Source organism: Pseudomonas sp. H3_C08, assembly GCF_054669455.1.
In genome coordinates this window covers 6,135,362-6,157,465 of sequence record NZ_CP162803.1, presented here as the reverse complement: position 1 = coordinate 6,157,465, position 22,104 = coordinate 6,135,362, and the positions used below count along the sequence as shown (strand labels likewise).

23 protein-coding genes and 1 other RNA gene are annotated in these 22,104 nt (G+C 54.1%); 16 read left to right on the top strand and 8 right to left on the bottom strand.

Annotation, left to right across the window (positions count from 1 at the left end):
* The first annotated feature begins 17 nt into the window (after window positions 1-17).
* The 6 genes from AB4N74_RS27910 to AB4N74_RS27885 all read left to right on the top strand — a co-directional run bounded on the left by AB4N74_RS27910 (window position 18) and on the right by AB4N74_RS27885 (window position 4,952).
* Window positions 18-296: a hypothetical protein gene (locus AB4N74_RS27910; protein WP_460089852.1), complete on the top strand. Its 279-nt coding sequence runs from the start codon at window positions 18-20 to the stop codon at window positions 294-296.
* Window positions 297-392: 96 nt separating this feature from the next.
* Window positions 393-781: a transfer-messenger RNA gene (gene ssrA, locus AB4N74_RS27905) on the top strand.
* 183 nt (window positions 782-964) lie between these two features.
* On the top strand, window positions 965-2,221 hold the full coding sequence (locus AB4N74_RS27900) for an integrase domain-containing protein (protein ID WP_460097869.1): 1,257 nt from the start codon (window positions 965-967) through the stop codon (window positions 2,219-2,221).
* 401 nt (window positions 2,222-2,622) lie between these two features.
* Entirely contained in the window at window positions 2,623-4,014 is a 1,392-nt protein-coding gene (locus AB4N74_RS27895) for a YfjI family protein (RefSeq protein WP_457461753.1), read from the top strand.
* Window positions 3,998-4,330 (top strand): hypothetical protein, encoded by a 333-nt coding sequence (locus AB4N74_RS27890; RefSeq protein ID WP_460097868.1) that lies wholly within the window; start codon window positions 3,998-4,000, stop codon window positions 4,328-4,330. The genes AB4N74_RS27895 and AB4N74_RS27890 overlap by 17 nt, the downstream gene beginning before the upstream one ends.
* A 376-nt stretch (window positions 4,331-4,706) precedes the next feature.
* Window positions 4,707-4,952 (top strand): hypothetical protein, encoded by a 246-nt coding sequence (locus AB4N74_RS27885; protein WP_460097867.1) that lies wholly within the window; start codon window positions 4,707-4,709, stop codon window positions 4,950-4,952.
* 420 nt (window positions 4,953-5,372) lie between these two features.
* Here AB4N74_RS27885 and AB4N74_RS27880 read toward each other — a convergent pair whose 3' ends face one another.
* Complete coding sequence (locus AB4N74_RS27880) at window positions 5,373-6,458, bottom strand: hypothetical protein (protein WP_460097866.1); 1,086 nt, start codon at window positions 6,456-6,458, stop codon at window positions 5,373-5,375.
* A gap of 1,308 nt (window positions 6,459-7,766) precedes the next feature.
* On the opposite strand from AB4N74_RS27880, the gene AB4N74_RS27875 reads away from it, so the two are divergent.
* From AB4N74_RS27875 to AB4N74_RS27845, 7 genes are all read left to right on the top strand, one after another.
* Window positions 7,767-8,630, top strand: a complete 864-nt coding sequence (locus AB4N74_RS27875) for an integrase domain-containing protein (protein WP_460097865.1) — start codon at window positions 7,767-7,769, stop codon at window positions 8,628-8,630.
* 348 nt (window positions 8,631-8,978) lie between these two features.
* On the top strand, window positions 8,979-9,272 hold the full coding sequence (locus tag AB4N74_RS27870; RefSeq protein ID WP_024617742.1) for a hypothetical protein: 294 nt from the start codon (window positions 8,979-8,981) through the stop codon (window positions 9,270-9,272).
* Between the two features lie 1,017 nt (window positions 9,273-10,289).
* Entirely contained in the window at window positions 10,290-10,928 is a 639-nt protein-coding gene (locus AB4N74_RS27865) for a Sir2 family NAD-dependent protein deacetylase (protein ID WP_460097864.1), read from the top strand.
* A gap of 237 nt (window positions 10,929-11,165) precedes the next feature.
* Complete coding sequence (locus tag AB4N74_RS27860) at window positions 11,166-11,747, top strand: hypothetical protein (protein WP_460097863.1); 582 nt, start codon at window positions 11,166-11,168, stop codon at window positions 11,745-11,747.
* Window positions 11,748-11,993: 246 nt separating this feature from the next.
* Window positions 11,994-13,250, top strand: coding sequence for a nucleoside triphosphate pyrophosphohydrolase family protein (locus tag AB4N74_RS27855; RefSeq protein ID WP_460097862.1), 1,257 nt, complete (start codon window positions 11,994-11,996; stop codon window positions 13,248-13,250).
* Window positions 13,251-13,343: 93 nt separating this feature from the next.
* A complete protein-coding gene (locus AB4N74_RS27850) occupies window positions 13,344-13,790 on the top strand; it encodes a hypothetical protein (RefSeq protein WP_426386158.1) in 447 nt (148 codons plus the stop codon).
* Window positions 13,787-14,398, top strand: a complete 612-nt coding sequence (locus AB4N74_RS27845; RefSeq protein WP_124420853.1) for an Nmad2 family putative nucleotide modification protein — start codon at window positions 13,787-13,789, stop codon at window positions 14,396-14,398. The genes AB4N74_RS27850 and AB4N74_RS27845 overlap by 4 nt, the downstream gene beginning before the upstream one ends.
* A gap of 51 nt (window positions 14,399-14,449) precedes the next feature.
* Here AB4N74_RS27845 and AB4N74_RS27840 read toward each other — a convergent pair whose 3' ends face one another.
* Window positions 14,450-14,746, bottom strand: coding sequence for a helix-turn-helix domain-containing protein (locus AB4N74_RS27840; RefSeq protein WP_460097861.1), 297 nt, complete (start codon window positions 14,744-14,746; stop codon window positions 14,450-14,452).
* A gap of 121 nt (window positions 14,747-14,867) precedes the next feature.
* Here AB4N74_RS27840 and AB4N74_RS27835 point away from each other — a divergent pair, with 121 nt between their 5' ends.
* The 3 genes from AB4N74_RS27835 to AB4N74_RS27825 are packed head-to-tail and all read left to right on the top strand — an operon-like array spanning window position 14,868 to window position 17,060.
* On the top strand, window positions 14,868-15,158 hold the full coding sequence (locus tag AB4N74_RS27835; RefSeq protein ID WP_460097860.1) for a DUF4031 domain-containing protein: 291 nt from the start codon (window positions 14,868-14,870) through the stop codon (window positions 15,156-15,158).
* A gap of 19 nt (window positions 15,159-15,177) precedes the next feature.
* Window positions 15,178-16,392, top strand: a complete 1,215-nt coding sequence (locus tag AB4N74_RS27830) for a nucleoside triphosphate pyrophosphohydrolase family protein (RefSeq protein ID WP_460097859.1) — start codon at window positions 15,178-15,180, stop codon at window positions 16,390-16,392.
* Window positions 16,389-17,060: a uracil-DNA glycosylase gene (locus AB4N74_RS27825; RefSeq protein WP_124420857.1), complete on the top strand. Its 672-nt coding sequence runs from the start codon at window positions 16,389-16,391 to the stop codon at window positions 17,058-17,060. Before AB4N74_RS27830 ends, AB4N74_RS27825 begins: the two co-directional genes overlap by 4 nt.
* Here the strand turns inward: AB4N74_RS27825 and AB4N74_RS27820 are convergent.
* The 6 genes from AB4N74_RS27820 to AB4N74_RS27795 all read right to left on the bottom strand — a co-directional run bounded on the left by AB4N74_RS27820 (window position 17,057) and on the right by AB4N74_RS27795 (window position 21,605).
* Window positions 17,057-17,854, bottom strand: a complete 798-nt coding sequence (locus tag AB4N74_RS27820; RefSeq protein ID WP_460097858.1) for a thymidylate synthase family protein — start codon at window positions 17,852-17,854, stop codon at window positions 17,057-17,059. The genes AB4N74_RS27825 and AB4N74_RS27820 overlap by 4 nt on opposite strands.
* Window positions 17,832-18,482, bottom strand: coding sequence for a C1 family peptidase (locus AB4N74_RS27815; protein WP_124420859.1), 651 nt, complete (start codon window positions 18,480-18,482; stop codon window positions 17,832-17,834). Before AB4N74_RS27815 ends, AB4N74_RS27820 begins: the two co-directional genes overlap by 23 nt.
* Window positions 18,479-19,498 carry an ImmA/IrrE family metallo-endopeptidase gene (locus AB4N74_RS27810; RefSeq protein ID WP_460097857.1) on the bottom strand — a complete coding sequence of 340 codons (1,020 nt, stop codon included), beginning with the start codon at window positions 19,496-19,498 and terminating at the stop codon, window positions 18,479-18,481. The genes AB4N74_RS27815 and AB4N74_RS27810 overlap by 4 nt, the downstream gene beginning before the upstream one ends.
* A gap of 3 nt (window positions 19,499-19,501) precedes the next feature.
* Window positions 19,502-19,858: a helix-turn-helix domain-containing protein gene (locus AB4N74_RS27805; RefSeq protein WP_116665803.1), complete on the bottom strand. Its 357-nt coding sequence runs from the start codon at window positions 19,856-19,858 to the stop codon at window positions 19,502-19,504.
* On the bottom strand, window positions 19,855-20,127 hold the full coding sequence (locus tag AB4N74_RS27800) for a hypothetical protein (protein WP_124420861.1): 273 nt from the start codon (window positions 20,125-20,127) through the stop codon (window positions 19,855-19,857). The genes AB4N74_RS27805 and AB4N74_RS27800 overlap by 4 nt, the downstream gene beginning before the upstream one ends.
* A gap of 695 nt (window positions 20,128-20,822) precedes the next feature.
* On the bottom strand, window positions 20,823-21,605 hold the full coding sequence (locus AB4N74_RS27795) for a hypothetical protein (RefSeq protein WP_460097855.1): 783 nt from the start codon (window positions 21,603-21,605) through the stop codon (window positions 20,823-20,825).
* Window positions 21,606-22,104 lie beyond the last annotated feature (499 nt).

The following is a 22,104-nucleotide window of genomic DNA, read 5'->3' as shown; positions in this document are numbered from 1 at the left end:
GGTTCAAGGAGATACACATGAAACGTTCTGTACTGTTAGGTCTGTTCGTTACTGCATCGATGATGGCGTCCGCTTCGTTTGCTGACGGCAAGCCTGCTGACCTGTGTGATGCCAATATTCAGACCATTGAGAATGGCAAGGGGCAGCTGTCAGCGAATCCGGAACTGAGTCAGCGCGCTGAAACCAGTGTGGCCAAGGCCAAGGCACTCAAGGCCCAAGGCAAGATCGACGATTGCATTGCGGAAACCTCGCAAACCATCGTGGAACTGCGCAAATCCACCGGCACCAACAACTGATCAGCTTCCCGGCCAACCTTCGGGTTGGCCTTGCGGGCTGATTGGCGTACACTGCGCAGGCTTGTTGCTCAAACAGATGTACTGAGCAATGAGTTCGGGGCCGTTTAGGATTCGACGCCGGTTGCGAAACTCTAGGTGCATGCCGACTTGGTAACAGAAGTCGTAAATCCACTGTTGCAACTACTTATAGTTGCCAATGACGACCAATACGGTGTTGCTCTCGCTGCTTAATTGCAGCTGACAATGCTCCTGGTACCTTCGGGTCCAGCAATCATCAGGGGATGTCTGTAAACCCAAAATGATTGTCATATAGAACAGAATCGCCGTGCAGTACGTTGTGGACGAAGCGGCTAAAACTTACACAACTCGCCCAAAGCACCCTGCCCTTCGGGTCGCTGAGGGTTAACTTAATAGAAACGGCTACGCATGTAGTACCGACAGCGGAGTACTGGCGGACGGGGGTTCAAATCCCCCCGGCTCCACCACTTCATCATCTAAAGACGTCCACGGACGTCTTTTTTTGTGCCTGAAATCCAGTAAATACGGGGTTTTCAGGGCCATTGAGCTCCACAGCGCTTCAGGCAGATCCATTTTGAAATGTATTCCAAGGCGTATTCCAAGCCCGTGACTGGTAAATTTTGGAATACACAAACAGCGTTGGAGTACCCATGGGAGCCCGAGCCACACGCCTTTCAGACCTTAAAATCAAAGCCGCCAAGCCTAAGGACAAAGACTACACATTGACCGACGGCGACGGCCTTCAGTTACGAGTCCGAACCAACGGTTCGAGGCTTTGGAATTTCAACTACATCCATCCCGTCACCAAGAAACGGATCAACATGGGACTGGGAACATTCCCGGAACTCAGCCTGGCTCATGCGCGAAAACGCACGGTTGAAGCCAGGGAGCTGGTTGCCCAAGGACTCGACCCGAAAGAGCAACGTGATGCAGATCGCCAAGCGAAAAAAGCCGCGACAGAGCACACCTTTCGAAACGTCGCGACAGCCTGGTTTGAACTCAAGAAAGACTCCGTGACAACCGCCTACGCTGAAGACATCTGGCGCTCGCTCACGCTGCACATCTTCCCGGATCTACAAGCGACCCCGATTTCTGAAATCAGCGCGCCTCAGGTCATCAAGTTGCTTAGGCCACTTGAAACCAAAGGCAGCTTGGAAACGGTCAAACGCCTGACCCAACGCCTCAACGAAATCATGACTTACGGGGTGAACTACGGACTCATTCATGCCAACCCCCTGAGCGGAATTCGATCGGTCTTTAAAAAACCAAAGAAGAAAAACATGGCGGCATTGCCCCCCGATGAGCTCAATGAACTCATGGTGGCAATTGCCAACGCCAGCATCAAAAGAACCACCCGGTGCCTCATCGAGTGGCAACTCCACACGATGACTCGGCCTGCAGAAGCTGCGACCACCCGATGGGCTGACATCGATCTCAAGAAGAAGATCTGGACGATCCCAGCGGAGCGCATGAAGAAACGCCGCACACACATCATCCCGCTCACGGAGCACGCTTTGGCGCTTCTGGAAGCCATCAAGCCCTACAGCGGACACAGGGAGTACGTGTTTCCTGCCGACCGTAATCCACGCACCCATTGCAACAGCCAGACCGCCAACATGGCGCTGAAGCGGATGGGGTTTGAGGGGCGACTCGTAAGCCACGGAATGCGCTCCATGGCGAGCACTATCCTGAACGAGCATGCCTGGGATGCCGAACTGATTGAGGTTGCCCTGGCTCATGTCGACAAAGATGAGGTTAGAAGCGCTTACAACCGCGCGGACTACATTGAGCGTCGACGCCCAATGATGGCCTGGTGGAGCGAGCACATTCAAAAGGCGGCCACAGGGGACTTTTCAATCGCAGCAATCCATGAAAACAGAAGCCAGAAAGTCGTCTCGATTCGTTAATCAGATTCAAATTGATGGCGACGGCGGCGACAACACTCGTCTGATCTGACTACGGGCGAGGCGACACACTGGCGGTCGTCGCCACCACCAGTATCGATCCTACTTTTCCGCTAACGCCGCTGCGGTCGGGAAGGCTTCGCAGCAACGCTTGAAGTGGCTCGCTCGACGATCTTACAAAAGGTCATAAATCTATCTAGAGCTACCGAGATCCAAGGTCTTCCACGTCAATTGCGCTCCCCGATGTCCCGGTTGATCGCGAGTCGAGCGCGGAGTACACCAACGCCTCACGAGGAGCAGGTGACGACGATTCCGAGCATTGTAGAGCGTTGAAACTCCGACGCATCGGCGTGCTTTCTCCTCAGTAACGATGAAAAAACTGACGTCCTAGGAGATTGTTGTCGATGCAATTGTGCGAAAAATGCGATCCACCGAGCCCTCTCTTGGATTATCGGCCCCAACCATTGACCTACCCGGTCGAAGCACTCGGTGAACTCCTGGGAGGCGCGGTAGAACGGATGGCAGAGGTCATCGGCGCACCGATAGCCATGGCAGCACAATCGGTGCTGGCCACTGCGGCTCTAGTGACTCAAGGCCACGGCAACGTACAACTCGATGGCCGCACCTATCCGCTGTCTCTGTATTTGCTAACGGTCGCATCATCAGGCGACCGTAAAAGTGCAGTGGACCATCAAGCTCTCTCTGCAGCACATAACTGGGAGCGAGAGCAGTGGTCTGTGTACACGGAAAAGCTCAATGCTTACCAATCTGCCATCCGCCTTGCGGCCAAGGCTCAGCGACAGGCAAAGCATGAAATCTGTGAACTCTCCGACCCCGTCCAGCCCAGACTGATTTCCACCGACCCTACCATCGAAGGCCTCACAAAAAACTTGTGTTATGGGCTACCAAGCATGGGCTTGTTCAATGACGAAGGTGGTCAATTCCTCGGTGGCAGCACCATGAGTAAAGAGAACCAGCTCAAAGCAATCACCACGCTGTCGAAAATCTGGGATGGCAGTCCCATTGACCGGACACGGTCCACGCCCGGGGAAAGCCTGCGAGCCTATGATCGTCGTCTCAGCATGCATCTGATGCTGCAGCCGTGCCTGGCTCACCAATTCCTCAAAGATCCAATGATCAATGGCCAAGGTGTGCTCGGCAGATTCCTGATCAGTTGGCCTGAACGTTTGATCGGTCAGCGCCTGTACCAGGCGGTGGATCTGACGCAAGACCCCAAGATCCAACGCTACCAAACGCATATCACTGATCTGCTGAAGAAACCGTTAGCGACCAACAAGGACGGATCACTCAAGCTCACGACATTGGAGTTGACGCACAGCGCCCGCGTGGCTTGGATTGATATTCACGACACCATAGAGTGCCAGTCTGGCGAGTTCGGTGAGCTGGCCGGCGTTCAGTCCGTCGCGAGTAAAGCTGCTGCCAATATTCTGCGCATCGCGGGGGTTCTGGCGGTGATCGAAGAAGCCACTGCCTTGAACGAGGAGCATATTCAGCGCGCTTCAACGCTAATGGACTATTACCTCGCCGAGATCCAGCGCTTGACTGAGCAAGAGCCGGTTAACCCTCTAAGAGAAGAAGCGGATCGTTTGTTACGCTGGCTGAAACAGAAAGGCTGGACCCGCTTTACCATCCGAGACATCAATCGCAACGGCCCTCGCTTTGCACGCAAGAGCTGTAAGCACACCGCCACGCTCCTCGTTGAGCTACTCACAGCGAACTGCGTGAAGAGCCAAGATGCCAAGACTTTTGAGGTGTGTCGTGTTCCGTCTGAATGACGCCGTACGCCGCTTCCAATCGAAAAATCAGACACCCCCAGTCCTGCGATGTGTCGCCACGTCCGTCGCCAATCTGTCGCCAGATGCCAACCGTGGCATCCCGCAGGTTGTCGCCAGTGTCGCCGCTGTCGCCACATCCAACTCAGACCGTGTCGACATCAAACTGCTCATCCAGCAATTGCGTAATGACGGGGTGGTGCTGCACCACCATGAAAACACTCTGCACATCCGACCGAGACACTGGCATCAGCTGGAGCAAGTCAACGGATGCTGGAAAGCTGTGCTTCTCTTCCTTCAAACGAATGAAAATGGATGATTAGGGTGAGGATCGATCAGCGTGAGCACCATGACGATGGCTATCTCCAACTGCTGACTGATCAAAGGCTTGCCCGCTGAACCAAAATCAGAAGACGAAAGTGTCAGACGCAAATGACCCTTTGCCCAACATTAGGGAACACTTGATAGCCGGTTTTCGGATTGACGGCAAATGTCAGTGGATGCAATTTACAAGCTCACACTAGCCGCCAGGATCTTCGAGACGGCACTGCGGTTTCCCGCAGGATCCTCCCAAAACGCATCGCTTCCGGAAGCGCGAATAGTTGACTTGAATGTCGACGGAAGCATGATATTTCCCCACCCAAGACGGGCCTCCCCGTCTTGGGGCAGGCCTTTTTTTCATTTTGGAGGCCTTAATGAAAAATCGACTGGCAGTCTACAAAGCCCTAAAGGCGATCAACGTGCCTGAGCAGCGAATCGAAGCAGTTATCCAAGCGATGGATTCTGATATGCATTTATCTACTGTAGGTACATCTGATTCCGACTTCGCACAACTTCGGGCAGAGCTATCCCGGTTTCGGGTGAGTCTCATTGTAGATATTGGCTTGATGCTCTCCCTTGGGGTGGCGATTCTCTTAGGTGGGATTGCTTTTATCCACTGACAAAGTCTCTCTTCCAGCCACACCGGTAACCACCTGTTTTAGGACAGGTGGTTTTTTATTTCTTGGGTACCAGTCACTGGATAGCTCAGGCAATTTTGATTAGGCCGCGATGCCTAGCTAGGTGCATGTGTGGATTGGAGAAATTCCGAAGTGAGTGAGCGAGCAATCCTTCGAACAGCTCAGTTTTCTGGAAATATTATGCATACCCGATTTGAGCTTTACTGAGGGGGTGGAGAAGGCACGTAGTAGCGTCAATGGTACATCTGGGTGCTTATCTACGTATAAACCTTGCCTTAAACTGGACGTCCGCCATTGGTTGGTCGGGCGGGCTGTTGGCGGTGCTTGCACAAGAGCGGACGTTTCCTACGGCGAGGCCTCTTACACCCGTATTATTACGACCTTTAATGCAGAGCCAAATTATTAAGGTGCGCTGACCGCTTCGGATATCAGCTTGGGATAAATGATCGTCTCGGTCGAATAAGACTTAATGGAATCATTATAATGCAACACCTCAAGCCCCAACGTATACAGTTGCTGCTTGAGCTGCTCCATCTGTAGTCGAATCTCCAGACCTCTCCAGCTACGATTTTCAGAAACCATCGCATAGTAACTTATCGTTACGCAGTAGTTCAGAATAGCGATCAGCTCATGATAGTTACCAGGCAGTCGGACATGCTGCTCTCGTTTCCCTCCTGGGAGTATTGCCTTGAACGTCGTACGTTTGTGCTGCGGATTTATTACATAGTCGGTAACGCTCAGTTTTGCGCATAGGTCGTTTACCGACTTCACCAGCTCAAGATATATTCCGCAGTCATTTGATTTGGGCTTCTTGGAGGTACGGTCTTTCAAAGGCTCAAAGGATGGTATGAGCCGCGCCAAGTCATCCAATATTGACTCTACCTGCCACATAACCTGCCTCATCACCCGCTCATCTGCTTCCAGCGCACCTGTTTCGTGGGTTGAGTTACAAAAGACCACCGAATGGAATGCTTGGTTTATCTGGATCTTCAGAGACACTTGATGCGCCAGCTCGATGGTTCCAAGCGATGCAATGTACTCAACTATTCCTTTACGCTGTGCATGAAAGGCATCCAGTCGGTTCTTCATGTCGGTCGCCTCTATCTGCGCCGCCGTCTGCTGGGTACTGTGTAACCTGCTAATGAAAACGCCGACGGGAATCGTTAACGAAAGTAATGCGAGAGGAAACTTGCTGATATCGATGAATGTATCGAATCCTTCCGGTGTAAACGACAAAGTATACGGCGCCCAACACAAATAACCCGCAGCTAGGAAATACACGAGGATTGTCGTCAGCCAAAAGCGCAACGGCCATTGAGAGGCGAGCCCTTGCCGCGGATCAAGATGATAGGCAAAGTTATAGAGGGTTGCGTGTTTTTCTTTTGAAACACCGCTGGCGCAGGCAAAGATGAGCAAGATACAGGCAACAGGGGAAATCGCCAGAATCAAATTGATGAGGTGTAGGGCTTCCTTTGCGTCGTGGGTCATTTGCAGCTCCTTTGTTGGTCAGGCAATTTTGCCATAATTGCGTCAGTACAGAGGCCTCAGCAAATGATCATGTGACGAACCAGCTCGCACTGACTCTGAAATGAAACTCTCGCTGAGCCGCTCACCGAATTGAGAGGCCCTTTCGACGAAAAGTAGGCGTTGGCGTATACCCCTGCTGGCCGATATCGGCAGTTGTTAGCGGCTGCTATCGGCCATTAGTAGCCAGTATTCGCCTAACAGAACCTGCGACAAACTCGCCACCGCACGCTTTATGTAAGTGTCCTTTTCCCGCACAGCGATGCTGATCAAGATGGGAGTAGACCTGCCGAAGCTTGATTGAAAGAGATAGATTCAAGCCGCCCGGTGCTGCCGCACTCAAAAGGTTTCGTAGTTTGCGAGCGCTGGAAAGGCGACGTTGGTCAACTGAGAGGACGTTAGATTCATCTCTTCGCGTGAAGCTGTTCACTGGCAAGAAGACCCAAAGGAGGCATCTACAAATTTTACGAATCTTCAGCCATGCCTCCCGCGTCAGGTTGCTGGTTATAGCCCTCCCCACCCGAATGCTCATGCTTGCTCGCGCAGCCCTCGTTTCTCACACAAGCTCCCTGTAAAGGCGTGGCTTGGGAACCATGCCGCCCCTGAGCAGGGAGCCGACAAGGCCGAAGGCCGCGTCAGTCCCTCAGGCAATGATATGTATGCGCCTACCCGAAAACGCGCAACCCAAATGAACCGGGCCGTCACTGCAAACCGCAGTGACGGCCCCGCCGACGCCTCAACATCACGGGCAAATCCTGACTCCTAAAACGTGCGGCATACATGATGATGCCCCCATACACTGGCCCAGCAAAAACCTAAGACGACAGGTTCGAGAGTCGTCATCCCAAAAGCGCAAGACTCCTGCGAGCGCTGATCCAACAGGATGGAGTTAGCCAGGTATGCAAGGTTCCAGAAGCATACCGACCCATATCCATGGGATGGAGCCGCCTTTGTCTGTAGACCTATTCCCTAATATGCCGCTACTACGTTGCCCCAAATAGCGGACCTTTGCGCAATGCCAACTGCTTCCACTTAACAATCCCATCCATTCCTTGGAGTACTCATCAACATTAAAAACTAACTCATCCCGCTCCATCTCCGTCCGACCTTCCAGCAGGAAGGAAGACGGACGTCTCAGCCGAGACACCGGTGTTTCCTGAACACCATGCCCCTGCCCTTCGGGGATCTCGCCTAGCGAGTTGGCACCAACACTTACCGATGATTTTCAGGACAGGACAACAGCACAAAACAAAGCCAGTGAGTGGATGGGATATGGACGATTTGACCTACACCCTGCGGCAACTTTGCCGGCGCAATCGCGATGGCAGTCACAACACTCAGGCCGACCGTATCCGTTCATTGGGGCTGATCGCTCGCCAACTGCGCGAGTCTGGTTTCCGGCAGATGAAAGCCCCGTCGCTAAAGGGCAAACACGTACTGGCATTGCTGGATCGCTGGCAAGGCGAAGGCCTGTCACCCGGCACCATCAAAAATCGGCTTGCACACCTTCGATGGTGGGCTGAAAAAATCGGCAAGGCTGGCATTCTACCCGCGGACAACACGCAACTGGGTGTGGCAGAACGGCGCTTCGTCACTAACGTCAGCAAAGCTCAGGAACTGGGAACAGACCTTGAGAAGATCACCGATGCCCATGTGCGCATGAGCCTCCGGCTTCAGTCCGCGTTTGGATTACGCCGTGAGGAAGCGATCAAATTTCAGCCCAAGTATGCGGATCAAAAAGATCACATTCTCCTCAAGGGCTCATGGACGAAGGGTGGGCGTGATCGCTCTGTTCCGATCACTACTTCGCAACAGCGCGAGGTGCTGAACGCGGCACATCAGTTAGCGGGAGCCAACTCATTAATCCCGGCTCAGAAAACGTATATCCAGCAGAGAAATACTTACGATGGTCAGTGCAAGGCAGCAGGTCTGAGCCACATGCATGGGTTGCGTCATCATTATGCCCAAAGCCGTTATGTAGCTTTAACAGGATGGAAGGCACCGGCGGCAGGAGGAATCTCCTCCAGGGAATTGACCCTAGTGCAGCGTTCTCAAGACCGTATTGCTCGACAAGTTATCAGCCGTGAACTCGGGCATGAGAGAACCCAAATTACCGCTACGTACCTCGGCCGATAATTTAGGCAGCTCGACGTCGATCCTCAACAACCCGAGTCTGAAGGTGGTGGTGAGCGCAGGCAGGAAGGAGCCTCATACAACATTAGGAAACAGTCGAAAACCGATTACCGGATTGACAGCCGAAGTCCTCAGGGGCACTTTTGCTATGCATCTAGCTGATTAGTTCAGCACCCAAGCCGCCAGGATCTTCAAGACGGCGCTGCGGTTCTCCGCAGGATCCACCAAATGACCGCATAGCTTCCGGCAGCGCGGACAGTCGACTTGAATGTCGATGGAAGCATGACTTTCCCACCCACGACGGGCCTTTCCCGTCGTGGGGAAGGCCTTTTTTTGTTTTAGGAGGCCTTAATGAAAATGGAACTGGCGATGTATCAGGCACTGCGCGCAATCGACGTACCTGAGCTCAAAGCCGAAGCTGTTATCCAAGCATTGGAATCTGACATGCTCACACTACTCGCGACGAAAAGTGATCTCGCAAGTCTCGCTGCTGAAATCGGCAAGGCGACTGCTGAAATCGCTAATACTAATCATCGGCTGACTGCAGAGATCGCCAAATCTGATCTCAAGTTGTCCATTCGTATGGCTTCCATGCTCGCCGTGACGATCGGCATCTTGATTGGGGCGATGAAAGTCTTCTTATAGTTCTCTCAGCGATTCTGAACACGAAAATCACCTGTCCTTCGACAGGTGATTTTTTTGCGATTTTTGGCAACGGGCAAGATAGTGCGTTCGATCAATCACTACTGCGATTGGATACTAGAAACGCTTAAGCAACTCGGAGGTAACAGAAAATATGTATTCCCTCAGATAGAATCTCCGCATCCACAACCGGGAGCAAGGGCATGAACCCATGAACCTGACCTCCTTGGCGCATCCGAAGATGCGGGCGGGTGGAGGCTGTGCCGGCTGACGAGTTCGGTACCTGGAGATCATGGGTGGGAGAAGGCAAAGACCTAGGCTCCTGGGGCATGCCTGACTGTCAGTCAGGCGCAGCCTTTCCATTGGCTGCGGCACCGATGCCTGTGTCGTTGCGGATGGCGACGATCGGATTTGTCAGGCCGATTGTCACGAGGAGAGTTGCGGCAATGCCCTGTACGACGTGGCTTGCAGCAGCGCTACGAGCGTCCGTCTTTTTCCAGGAGAAAGAGACGGACGCAGTCTGGCGCAGCGAAGTTTGCAGAGAGGTGACGTTGTCGCAGTGCAGAGAGGAAGGTCCATCGTCTGCCGCATGGGCAGATTGGTCGAGTAGGCATCCATCACTCTTGGGGAGTGACAGTGCGAGCCGCCGGACGCTAATCGCACTTGGGGAAGAACCACCACGCGAGTGCCGTAGCCTTCAAGGTTCTGGTTACCTGGGCTGGCGCTGTCAACGACAGCGATCCGTGCGCCAATTTTTTATACCCACACGAAAAGGCGGTCAAGTGTCACGGTCAATGCGCTGAGAAAGTGGCGACTGTCGCCACTTCTGTCGCCATTCCCCAGGCCACACCTACGTGGGTTGTCGCCGGCGTCGCCGCTGTCGCCACACCTACACCCATGCCCAACGAAAAGATTCGCACATACACTAAATAGCGTTGCGCCCGACAGGATCGCGCGGAATTACTGACGGGTGAAAGCAAGCGTGGCGTTAATCAAATTTGAAAATGGGAGGGCGAGCCGTTGACGGGCATCTGGCCGCGTCATAATCCGGAAAAGCTGGAGACCGCCAACGCGATTCGCGAGGACGCAGCGCTGATTTGGGGCTGGTACCTGTGGCCACGGGCCCAAGTTGCAGCAGCTGCGCCGAATGCGGCACATCTCGCAATCGCGCAGTTGGCCAGATACAGAGATGTGACTGTCGTTACCCAGAACATCGACGATCTTCATGACCGCGCCGGCTCAACAAATGTCATCCATCTGCATGGAAGCCTTGGGCAGCCAAAGTGCTTCGCCTGCCATCGAACCCCGTCTATCTTCCCCTTCGAAAAGCCGGTCGCCAGTGAGGGCCTTAGGATCGAGCCGCCGCGCTGCGCACGCTGTAAAGGAAAACTTCGCCCAAGCGTCGTGTGGTTCGGTGAAGATCTGCCGACCGCACCGTGGAAGAGCGCAGTTCTAGCCGCGAAAGAATGCGATGTCCTACCGTCTATCGGCACGTCGGGCGTGGTCCTCCCGGCCGCCGAGATCCCCATCATTGCGCGTCGCCCAGGTGCCTGCGTCGTGCACGTCAACCCTGCACAAGTTGCCCAGCCGAGCACCCGAGAACTGTGTCTGCCGGACGCAGTAGAGCACATCCCTGCCCTCGTTTCGCTCCTTGGGTAGGCTGACCTACCTAGTTGATAACCGCCGCGACGACACTGCCCCTTAGAACAGCGAAACCTTCGGGTTTTCGTGCTGGCTCTTAGATATTTTTTAGTTTTAAACCATTACCACAGAAAAACTATTAGCGTTTTGGTCTACAGCATTTTACAGCGTTGCCGACACGCTAATGATAAGGCTTCAGCAACTGAGCCTTTATATACCCTTAGATCTCTTTCGATGTTTAAAAGGACTCTGTTCATGCGTGTTATTGAGCGTTTCAAAAAGCTGTCACCGGTCATGAAAATCGTGGCTTCCGTCACATCCTTCTTCAGTAGCGCGGCGGGCATCGCCGCCCTATATTTTATCTTCCATCCGCTCACCAACTTCAACCCGGATGTCGTCGGTCGATGGGACAGCGATTACTCCTATCCGGTAACCGATGGCACCCTGCATTTCAAAGGTCGCACCAACTTATTTCATGAGGGGAAATACAACGTTTCTGGCGTCATCACGCTAGAGGGCAAGATCAAGGAGCAAGGCTATAAATTCAGCTACAACGTTATAGGTGCCGGCAACTGGACTGCTGACAGCGAGCGGATGTCGATTACATTGCAAAATATACACTCGACTACCAAATCCATCGAGGTAGCGGGAATAGACATCAGCCCACAGCTGGTAGAGAAGCTATCTGGTAAACCTACCCCCGAACTGAGCGACGCCTACCCTAGCGGTATGTCCGATGAATACAGCCTAGAGTTCGTCTCCTCTGATATCGTCGTACTTCAGGCAACGGATCCGTTTGGCAAGCCTTTCAAGATCCAGATGCACCGCCAGTCGTAATCAGCCAAGCTTCAGTGGTCGGAGGGCATGCCCTCCGACACCAGCGAATGGCTATAAAGCGATATTCGCTCTTGAAGCAAGAGAACGAACGACGTCTTTGTAACTGAGTATGTCAGCGGCACGACTCTCCGTCCGAATCACCAGCTCAGGACTTGAATAGCTCACATTGGATCCATCATGATGATATCAAATCGACTTCACGGCGTTGACAGTCGAGCCTGACATCTCAGTTCAGCCGGAGGCTGCATGGACGCACAGACTTCACCTTCACCGAAAGGAATTTTCGACCCGTCAAAGACGCCTGAACAATTCGTCATCCTGCCATCAGAGATACGTGACGACCGGATTAGCATCAGCACATACCAGCGCATTGCGCACACGACCGACAAGCTGCCAGATGCCGGATTGGAGCTCACGATTCTCGGGCTTTTCGGTGAGGTCGGCAGCCTGTTGAGCGCCTTCAAGAAACTGCAGCGAGATAGGGCAGCCTTTAAGCGCTACAGCGCAACCATCCTCGAGGAGCTCGGCGACACGCTCTGGTATTTCTCAACGCTGGCCACGCGAGCCCAGCTCGACCTGCCTACGATCGCTCAACAGGCGTTTCGCGGCCTAGAGGACTGGGAGAGCGTGATGCCTGAGGATCCCAACCTGGGTTTTGCCGACCTGCAGAGTCGAGATGGCAAAACGGTTTCGGAAGAGTCGTTCAGCACACAGGTCCTTGCGCTCGCCGGTTGTGTGGGCGATCTGCTCAATGACTTCAAAATCGGCACGTTCAAGCGCAACCGCGACCAGCTTTCTGCTCACATGGTAGAGATATTCCGGGCACTGGTCGCCGCAGCGAACTCAGCCGATGTGGACATGGGCGCCGCGGCGCTTGGAAACCTCAAGAAGACTTTCAGTCGTTGGCCGGCAGAGACGACCTACCCGTCGCGCTTTGATGCCGAGATGCCCAAGAATGAACGATTCCCTCCACGGCTGAAGTTCTACATTGCCGAAGAGACTGCAGGCGAGAAGCAGTACGTCATTCAGAAGTGCAACAAGATCATCATTGGCGATCGCCTAACCGACAACAAAATGGAGCGTGATGACTACCGCTTCCACGATGTCTTCCACCTGGCGTTTGCAGTTCATCTGGGGTGGTCCCCGGTGCTCCGCGCACTCCTCCACCTGAAGCGCAAATGCGCTCCTGAAATTGACGAAAACCAAGACGGCGCCCGGGCCATCCTCATCGAGGAAGGGGTTGCCACGTTTATCTTTGGCCGCGGGCTTGAGTGCGAGCTGTTCGAGACCGTCGATCACGTCGACTATGACCTGCTGAAGTCCATTCAGGATTTCGTCAGGGGGTACGAGGTTGCCTGGTGCGCACTGTGGCAATGGGAGAAGGCGATCATGGACGGCTTCAGCATCTTCCGACAGCTCGTTAAAAAGCGAAAAGGCTACGTGATGGCGGACTTCGAGAATCACACGATCAGCTTTCGCGAAGGCAATGACGACGATGAATAGCCGCCGTCCGCCTATTGCGTCTTGGAACGCTGGCTACAGCGGTTCCCTTCAATCCGTCCAACTACCCACACACCCGGTTGAGGAGTTTCACTGATGAGCGATAAGGCGTGCATCGTCTTCACGACAGGGCTCGAACATAAAGCCCAGACCGTGTCACAACAATTGAACGAAAGAGGTTTCGAGGTCTGCATGACCGGAGCCGAGCAACCTGAAGTTGAAGCTGCTCAGGCGGATCTGCCTGTCTCCTATGAGATCCAGAGCTGCATTGACAACGCCGTGATCAGCATTTTCCTGATCCCGGAGGAAGGCTATGAGTGCCTGGAAGGTGCCGCGGAACATGCTGCAACACGTGGCACACGTATCGTGGCCATCGCCGAAGACGTCGAGTCACTACCTCAGGTATTCGATGAACACGCCTACTCCGTACTTACGATCGACAGTCCGCGACTGCATGAGGTCATCGGAGGAGAACCGGTCTGGGAGCGCGCAGACGGCAGTCCACGAGAAGAACGCGACATCGATCGGGTCGAGTGCCAATGAGTGATCTACCGAAAGTATTCTCCTACAAGCTCGTGAGGGATTACGGCTTTGCACCAAACCCGTTTCATGGCATCTGTACTCTGGGCACCTGCAAACCACAAATCAGGGAGGGAGCCCAGAGAGGAGACATCATCATTGGCTGTGGCAGCAAAGCGCTGAAACTAGAAGGCAGGATGATCTTCGCGATGCGAGTGTCCCAGAAAATGTCCTTTCAAGAATACTGGGAGCACGAAGCGTTCAAAACCAAGCGACCCAATCTGCGTGCGAGCAAAAGCATGGCCTATGGAGATAACATCTACCGTCGGGACGGCGATGGCTGGATTCAAGAAGACTCACATCACAGCTTCGCTGGAGGAGCATTGAACCGGGACAACCTGAACAGGGATACCGGCTCGGACAACGTTCTGATCGGTGAAGAATTTATTTACTGGGGGGCGAGCGCAGTAGAGATTCCTGAACACCTACGAGACTTCGAAGGAGACGATCTCTACCCACATTCGAGAAACTACCGGAACGGGTTTTCGAAAGACTTCAGGGCCGAAATCGATGCCTGGTTCAAGGAGATCACCGATCGGGGCCGCAGAGGCCGACCAGCTTCCTGGGGCTAATCTAACCGGTAACATTCGAAGGATCACGCCAGCGTTGTATCCCAGTGAAAACTAGGGAAGACGCTGGCCATGCCCGTCAGTACGGCATCCACCCTCAAGCGCCATTTCAATCCCTTCCAGAAAATGACGAATTAACCCCTCACTTTGCGGCCATGAGCGAATGATCGCCTGCACCGTGTCGACCACGCTTTCGGAGGGGACGAGCTGACTATCCGGCGCATGTGAAATGTGCAAAAAATTGCAAATAGTTAGCAAGTTTTTACTCAGCAATTTGCAACCGCCCCGCTCCATCTTGGAGATCTGGGTGTAGTGAACCCCCGTGTTTTTTTGCAGGTACTTCAGAGTCAACCCCCTCTGCCTACGTACTGCCTTTATGCTTCTACCGAGGTCTGATGCATTCATTTCGATTGAGTTTTTTTGCCAAATGTGTGCAAAATATTTGCACACTTTTCTGTTCAAGGCGAGGACCATGGCGGTCTATGTTGATGCAGAGGGAATCAAGTGGCGTGGCCGTGAATGGAACCATCTGGTCGCCGATTCTTTGGAAGAATTGCATGCCTTCGCCGATAAGCTCGGCTTGAGACGCAGCTGGTTCCAGTCCAAGACGCTCTATCCACACTATGATGTAACCAAGTCTGTCAGGACGCGGGCACTAGCAATGGGGGCGTACGGTGCTGATAGAGAGAAAATTGTCAGTTGCGCAAGGCAGATGCGATCCGAGATGATCCAAGCTCATCGAGATGCTCACTCTGGCATCTGACAATGGAAAGGGAGCTTCCATGCCGATACCAACACCGCAACTACCCTCGCTGTCGATCCCTCAATACCGACTGAAAGCTGGCGGTACCAACCAGTTTCAAACGGATGAAGGCGGTTACCAGAAGCTGAAGTTCGGCTACTTCGGTGAAGTGGGAGGGCTACTCTCCGCAGTCAAAAAGGTTGGTCGTGACCGTCTAGCAGCTTCCGTCAACGACTTGGCCGCAGAGGAGCTGGGAGATGCACTGTGGTATCTGATCAACATCGCGGCATCCGTCGATGTTGGCCCGGATGAAATAGGTGCAAGCTGCATCGCCTATCTGCGTTCGGAGTTTGGGGAAAGCGAGAAGCCTCCTATCCTGCCCGTGACTTTCCGGCATATCGACAGCCTCATGGAAATGCGCAGAAGCCCGGACAATGTCGACCGCTCCACTCAGCTCGCCAGATTGGCGAACCGGGCAGGCGTGCTAGCCGAGGTTTCGTTTAACTCTATGCGCGCCTTGGCTCCCGCAGCCCGCAGCCTGAATCTCGGCATTCATTTGGCAGAGCTGGCCATAGCCTGCGCCAGTTTCGATCTTAGATTTGAGGACGTGGCCCGGAGCAACATCGACAAAATCCTCAGCCGATGGCCGGATGACGAAGCCGTTTATCCCCCAGCGTTTGATCTCAAGTGCCCTGATCATGAACAATTCCCCGCCGAATTGGCCATGGAGTTCAACGAGCGAGGCACCCGGGAGAACGGCTATGTGGTTCAGAGCCTGAAGGGGGTATTCATTGGGGATCGGCTCACAGATAACAGCAACGAGCCGGACGACTACCGCTTCCACGACGTTTTCCATCTGGCCTACGTTGCGTTCTTAGGCTGGTCGCCAGTATTGCGAGCGCTGCTCAAACGCAAGCGCAAGTCTGACCCTAAGAAAGACGAGAACGAAGACGGTGCCCGTGCGATGATCATCGAGGAAGGCATCGCGACCTGGATATTCAACCATGCTAAGAGCCGCAAGTTTTATATCGATGCCAACCCAGGCGCGCTGGATTACAGCGTGCTAAAACAGATTGAAAGCATGGTTGAAGGCTACGAGGTCGAGGCGTGCAAGCTGTGGCAGTGGGAAAAAGCGATCCTGACCGGATTTCAGGTTTTCCGCGAATTGCAGGAGCACAGAGGCGGAACCGTACATATCAATGTGCAAGAGCACACCATGCACTTTGAACCTTTGGAAAAAAAAGAGCAGCCATGAACCCTACCGCCTTTGTGAATGCCCTGTCTGAACTGCAATTGGACAATGTGTTCAATCCCTACGCTGACAAGTGCCCCGTCCATGACCGCAGCGACGCTGTCGCTGCCCGCCGGCGCAATCTGCGAGGTTATCTGAAGGCCGCGACCGATATCGGTGTCGACACCATATGGATGGGACGAGATCTGGGCTATCGCGGCGGGCGGCGGACTGGGCTTGCGCTCACCGATGAATTTCACCTGCCGGAAATGATGCAGCGCTACCCGGGCTCTAGCTTCAAGCAGGCAACGGTCGGCCCTGCAGTGGTCGAGCGCACCGCCTCCGAAATCTGGTCAGTACTCAGAGCGCTCGCCCTTCCGCCGCTGCTATGGAACGTTTTCCCGTTTCATCCGCACGAGCCAGGCAACCCATTCACCAATCGCAAGTTCACCGCGCGCGAACTGCAGAAGGTAGACCTGCTCAACGAAACACTGATCAAGTGGCTAGGTGTGCGCCGGGTGGTGGCCATTGGCGGAGATGCCTTTAACTACGCAAGCCGTTTCGATGTCGAAGTTATTGCCATTCGCCACCCTAGCTACGGCGGTATCAAGGACTTCCGCAACGGAATGAGCGCCCTGTACAACATCCCAGTGGAAACGTTTAGCTCGAAGCGACAGGGTTCGCTGTTCTAGTCAGGGAATGCCGCAAGCATCTGCTTAGCGGCCTTCGCACCACCCAGCGATTCCACATCCAGATAGGCATGCGTTGCGATGCAGGTCAGAACTCCTCTCTCGAATTCGGACTCATCGCTGACAAACTTATGCAGGTTGCTCAGCCCGATCAGATTACCCAAAGCTCTCTGACCGTACCAATGAGACCGATACACCGCTGTCAGATCCAGCTTGTCGCCGGTCACCTTGAAACTGAGATGGCTTAGGCACGGCATATTCATCGGTTTGTTTCGATCGGCAGCAGGATCATACAACGGCAACTCAAATCCGAATCCGTCGTCATGGATGTCGTATTCGACATCCACCACACCCAGCTCGTAGACCGCTTGGAAGCTGCGTCCGGTCTTGGAGGCCTGAAGTTTGCGGACGATAACCTCCAGTGGATTGAAGACTGTCTTGCCGTCACGACTGACTCTACGCATCATTCGATAGGCGTAGGTGCCCCATGTCCCGCCCTTCATCCCGCGAGCCATTGCGTTCAGATAAGACTCATAGAACGCCGGGCGCCCTTCTCGGCGGTACATCTCGTTCGGAAAAATGGTGCCCGCTACCGTCTGCACGCTGAGACCCGACCAGCGCTGGCGAAGTGCGGTATCGACTGCGCCAATGACATCTCTGTCCTGCGCCTCCAGGACCCCAGGCGAAGTGATCTCTAACACCAAGTTTCGAGTCACGTAATCTGGGCATGTCACCAGATGGCGGGCAGCGGCCTGCCACGCGGATACCACTCGGTCACGCTGAATCAGGACTGCCATGTTCCACTCCAAATGCGCATGTAGCATGCGCAGCAATATATGCAACCGGGATCCAAGCATGTCCGTTCTGCCCCCACGCCGCCCCCCAACTGTTGCGGGTCAAAAACCAGGTCTCGCCCTGGGCGTCATGCCCTAAACCGACAGCCACCACTGCATGCTGCATCGCTCCGGGAAGTAGCGAATTGCTGAACGTGATTACTCCATTGACAGGTAAATAGAACTCATAGGTGAGCCGCAGAGCTAGACCAATAGGCACTCCCATCCGCATGCGAATGATGAGTTCGTCTACATCGACGTTGAAGAAGCGGATGGGGTGACCAAACAAGTCCAGGGTGTCAGGTAAGGCCTCTAGAGGAACAACGGGCTCATCGACCTGATAAGGAAAGTCGGTCTCGCGGGCATGACCAGCCCGCGACGCTTCAGCCGCAGCAGCGACCTGAACACCATCACCGGGCTGCCAACCGGGAATCCTCCGGATCGTCGCACGGTAGAAATATTCAGGTCCCAAGTCATCATCAGCAAAGCGGCGATTCAAGTCGGTCACCGCGAAAGCCACGCAGGTCGGACGATTACCCTGATTTCTTGCCCTGACCGGAGAGTTGTCAACCAGACACTCGATGGTGATCACGAGCCAGCGACCTCTCGAATCAAAGCGGCCTTCGATTCACGGCTCAGCCCTTCTGCGATCGGCTCGAAATGCGTCTTGGAATAGAATGAAGCGTCGCCGGCCTGCTTGCCCATCCATGGTCGCACTTCGGAAAGCGTTACTGCATGAGATTCTTCGGTATCCACCGCCTTCGCTGACAGCAAGTAATCCAGCGTGGAATCGGCTCCAAATACCACCTTCTGCGGCCCCACAGGTAGCGCAACTGATAATGGAGCCAGCGTGAACCCTTGCTCGACCACCTGCTCCGCAGAATCTGCCTGCCACAGATAGCCAGCGGACGCGTGGCTTTTCAAGCGCACCACCAAGTGATCTTCCGGACGCGGCTCCAGCACCGAGGATTGATCGGTTTCGTCGAATAGCCAAACATCCTTCGTGGCGTCCGGCAAACACCCCTGAAGCAAAGATTGCTTGATCGAGGCAGGCGGAATTTTTAACAACCCCTGAACAACGTCATACGTCAGAACATTGTGCCGAACCAAAGACCAAGCCGCGGCGGAGTAGCTGACGCCCAAGCGAAGAGACATCTGATAGAGCACATGAGGATTGGTCAGCGATGTCCTGCTCCATCCTTTTCGCTTGCAGATGATGCTCAGCAAAGGCTTCGGAACCAGCAGGTGGTAGCCGAAGGTTTCAGCCTCCTGCTCCATCACTACGGCATTGCCACCGTAGTCTATGGTTTCGTCCAGCGCACTCTGATGCCCCATGAAGTAGTGGCCTAATTCATGGGCGCAGGTCATGTGAATAAGGCCGGCAGAGCGAGCCGAGTTCACCAGAATCCCCGGCCGCTCCTCACGCAGGAAGGCTCCGAGCAGCTTATCCATGGGCCGTAACAACACCGAAACGCCTTCGCCTGCAGCGATACGAAAAGGATCGATGCGCGTGTAGCCGTCCTGCTCGATGCGCTCCATGGCGCGAGAGGATGCAAAGACCTCGGCAGCCACCTTGGCTGTCGCCACCGCGATGTCGCGTGCACCCATGACTTACTCCCCGCGGTTACGCAACGATTGCTTCAGAAATTCAGCAAAGCGTGCCACTTCTTCCAGGTCTTTCTCGGACAAGCCCTTCACCGCCCGCGCCAGGAATGCCAGTTGCTCCGGCCCGTTCGGGGCTGGCTCGACACCTGTCAACAGGTAGTCAAGTGTCCGCCGGTACAGCTTGGCCAGCTTACCAAGCTCCGCCGCCTCAACCTTTCTGGCGCCCAGTTCGATATTGGTGATCGACGGACGAGACAGTCCTAGCGCCGTCGCAACTTCTTCTTGCGAAAGCCCTACATATTCACGGGCTTGCCGCAGGCGATTACCGAAGTCATTGCCTCCCGACGACATAACATCACTCATTTCGGCTGCTCCTTGAGATGGCGGAGAACCTTATCGGTAATTTCAGTGATGAACTGGACCTTGGAGTTGTATCCCCCGTGGCGAATGATCAGCTCGACGGGCAGCTTACGCTGGACCAGCTTGTCGATCCCGACAAAAGCGTCGACAGCAGAGATGGAGTCCAGAGGAGCACCCAGTTCATCGGTCGACAAAGGATCATCGATGATGTCCTGCGCTCGTTTGTCCCAAAAGTTACTCAGCAATGTCTCGATTTGCGTCTTGATATCCATCACGCACTGCCCGTAAGAAAATCAAACCATATACGTAAGAAAAAAATACGTCAAAGCCAAACGTATGCAAAAGATGCGTCATCGCCCGGAAGCCGATATTAACATTGGATCCCAAGCAAAGATCAATTTGCCACTATCACCTGTAAGTTGGAGGCATCGACTTGACACTATTTGCGAGGGAGGAGCGAAGCCCGAGACAGAAAGCGTTGAAGGCTCGGAAAGACTGCCAGTCAGTTTCACCCAGCTTTGGGATGCAGACGAAACCAAGGTGGGCGCCCGTCGGGAGAAAGTGATCAGGCCGCTGCGAGAGAATTACTGCAGTCTGAGTACCGGAAAACGATCGAGCGCTGAGGATGGGACAAGTACCATCCTCAGCAGGCTATGGGTTTAGTTGGTCGGTACATGGAAAAGGACGCCGAACGGACATCACCCTGGCTGCCATAGAAGACGGGGATGGTCTGAAGTGCCTGATCATGGAGAGCCGGGAGAGCCGCGGGTTTATATCGTCACAACCAACCCGCCGACGTAGTTTTCCTGAGTCCACCACCGCTGGCCTATTTTAACAAAACTGCCGCAACAATGAACGCGCAGCACTATCGACCTGACACCCGCAGCTCCTCTGCCCGGTTTCAAGTGATGATCGCGGCGTCCTGGCTGTACTGATCGGAGCGCATAAAAACGGATATCAAGATGCTTCATATTTCCCGGTAGTGCGTTGGCAAATCTCCCAAGGCTACAGGGTCCATCCAGTCGAGGCGCGATAGGCATACGGCGCAGATCGCATCACCACCCCCTTCCTGGTTGATTGGCTGAAACACCCGTTGGATCAGACCGCAATCAACGCACTCGCCTCGCTCCGCCCGAAACAGGACAACCAATGAGGGCTCACCCCCTTCACGAGGAGGCAGAGACCAGTGTGTGGCCCCCCAACCCAGCGCATCCTTCACCGTCGTGGTCACGAATTGAAAAGAAGGAGTCAAACGAAGTGGCTGCCCGCTGCCCACAAACTCTCGCGCTGAAGCAAATTGCAACAGAACTGACAATCGCTCACGGGCTTCCCCCTCCAGCTTAACGCCGCTCTCATGCGCTCGCTCCAACACATTGAGCGCGTTGGCTACTTGACGAGCGCGAACGACCTCAGCGCTAACCCTATGAGCCTCGTCCGCCTTAGCGGCAAGTTTTTGTAGGAGTACCTGAATCAGGGGAGAAGGCTCGAACTGAACCGATGACTTTGTTCCATTGCACACGCTGCAGGCCGGCAGCCAATTTTCAAAAGAATTCAGGTCGAACGAAGCGGGAAGGCCAAGTTTCGCTTTAGCGGCGCTGCAAGCTGAGGGGCTATCGAGCAGGTACTCGGGCAGCACATGGTCGACCACCATCGTGCTGAGGTCGATCGGAACTTTGCACAGATAGCACTTCATGCCATGTACAAGAAAAATCGCCCATCGTTCTGTACTGGAGAATTTATACCTCGACATGATGCAATCCTAGCCCTCTCACCAATGTGTAACTGCGTAGATTAGCCAAAGCTACAAAGCCATTTGATTAATCAGTTTTCAATCGATTGGAACGCTGGCAAATGACGGCCGATCTACTGGACTGGGGACCCAGTACTGAATCGCCCCGGATTCTCTAGACACCTTGCAAGCTCAATGGCCGGTTTCTACCATTCACCACCTTCATTTTCTTATCAAGCGTAACCTGTGTTCTGAAAGCGGCAGGAAGATCACCCCAAATCATAAATGAGAAGCAAGGCCGTAAAAGCGACGTGCCAGACCATGCATATGCTCGTGGGGTATTCCAATTGGTATTCCAACGAAAATCAAAAAGTAAATTTAATAATAAAAATCAATAGGTTAGTAGACGAGTTCAGATTACCCCGGCCCACCAACCCTCAACGACGAAGCCCGCCAAGTGCGGGCTTTGTCGCATCTCGCCACCCCATCCAGCCCCTTCCGAAAACCAACCCCGCCCACA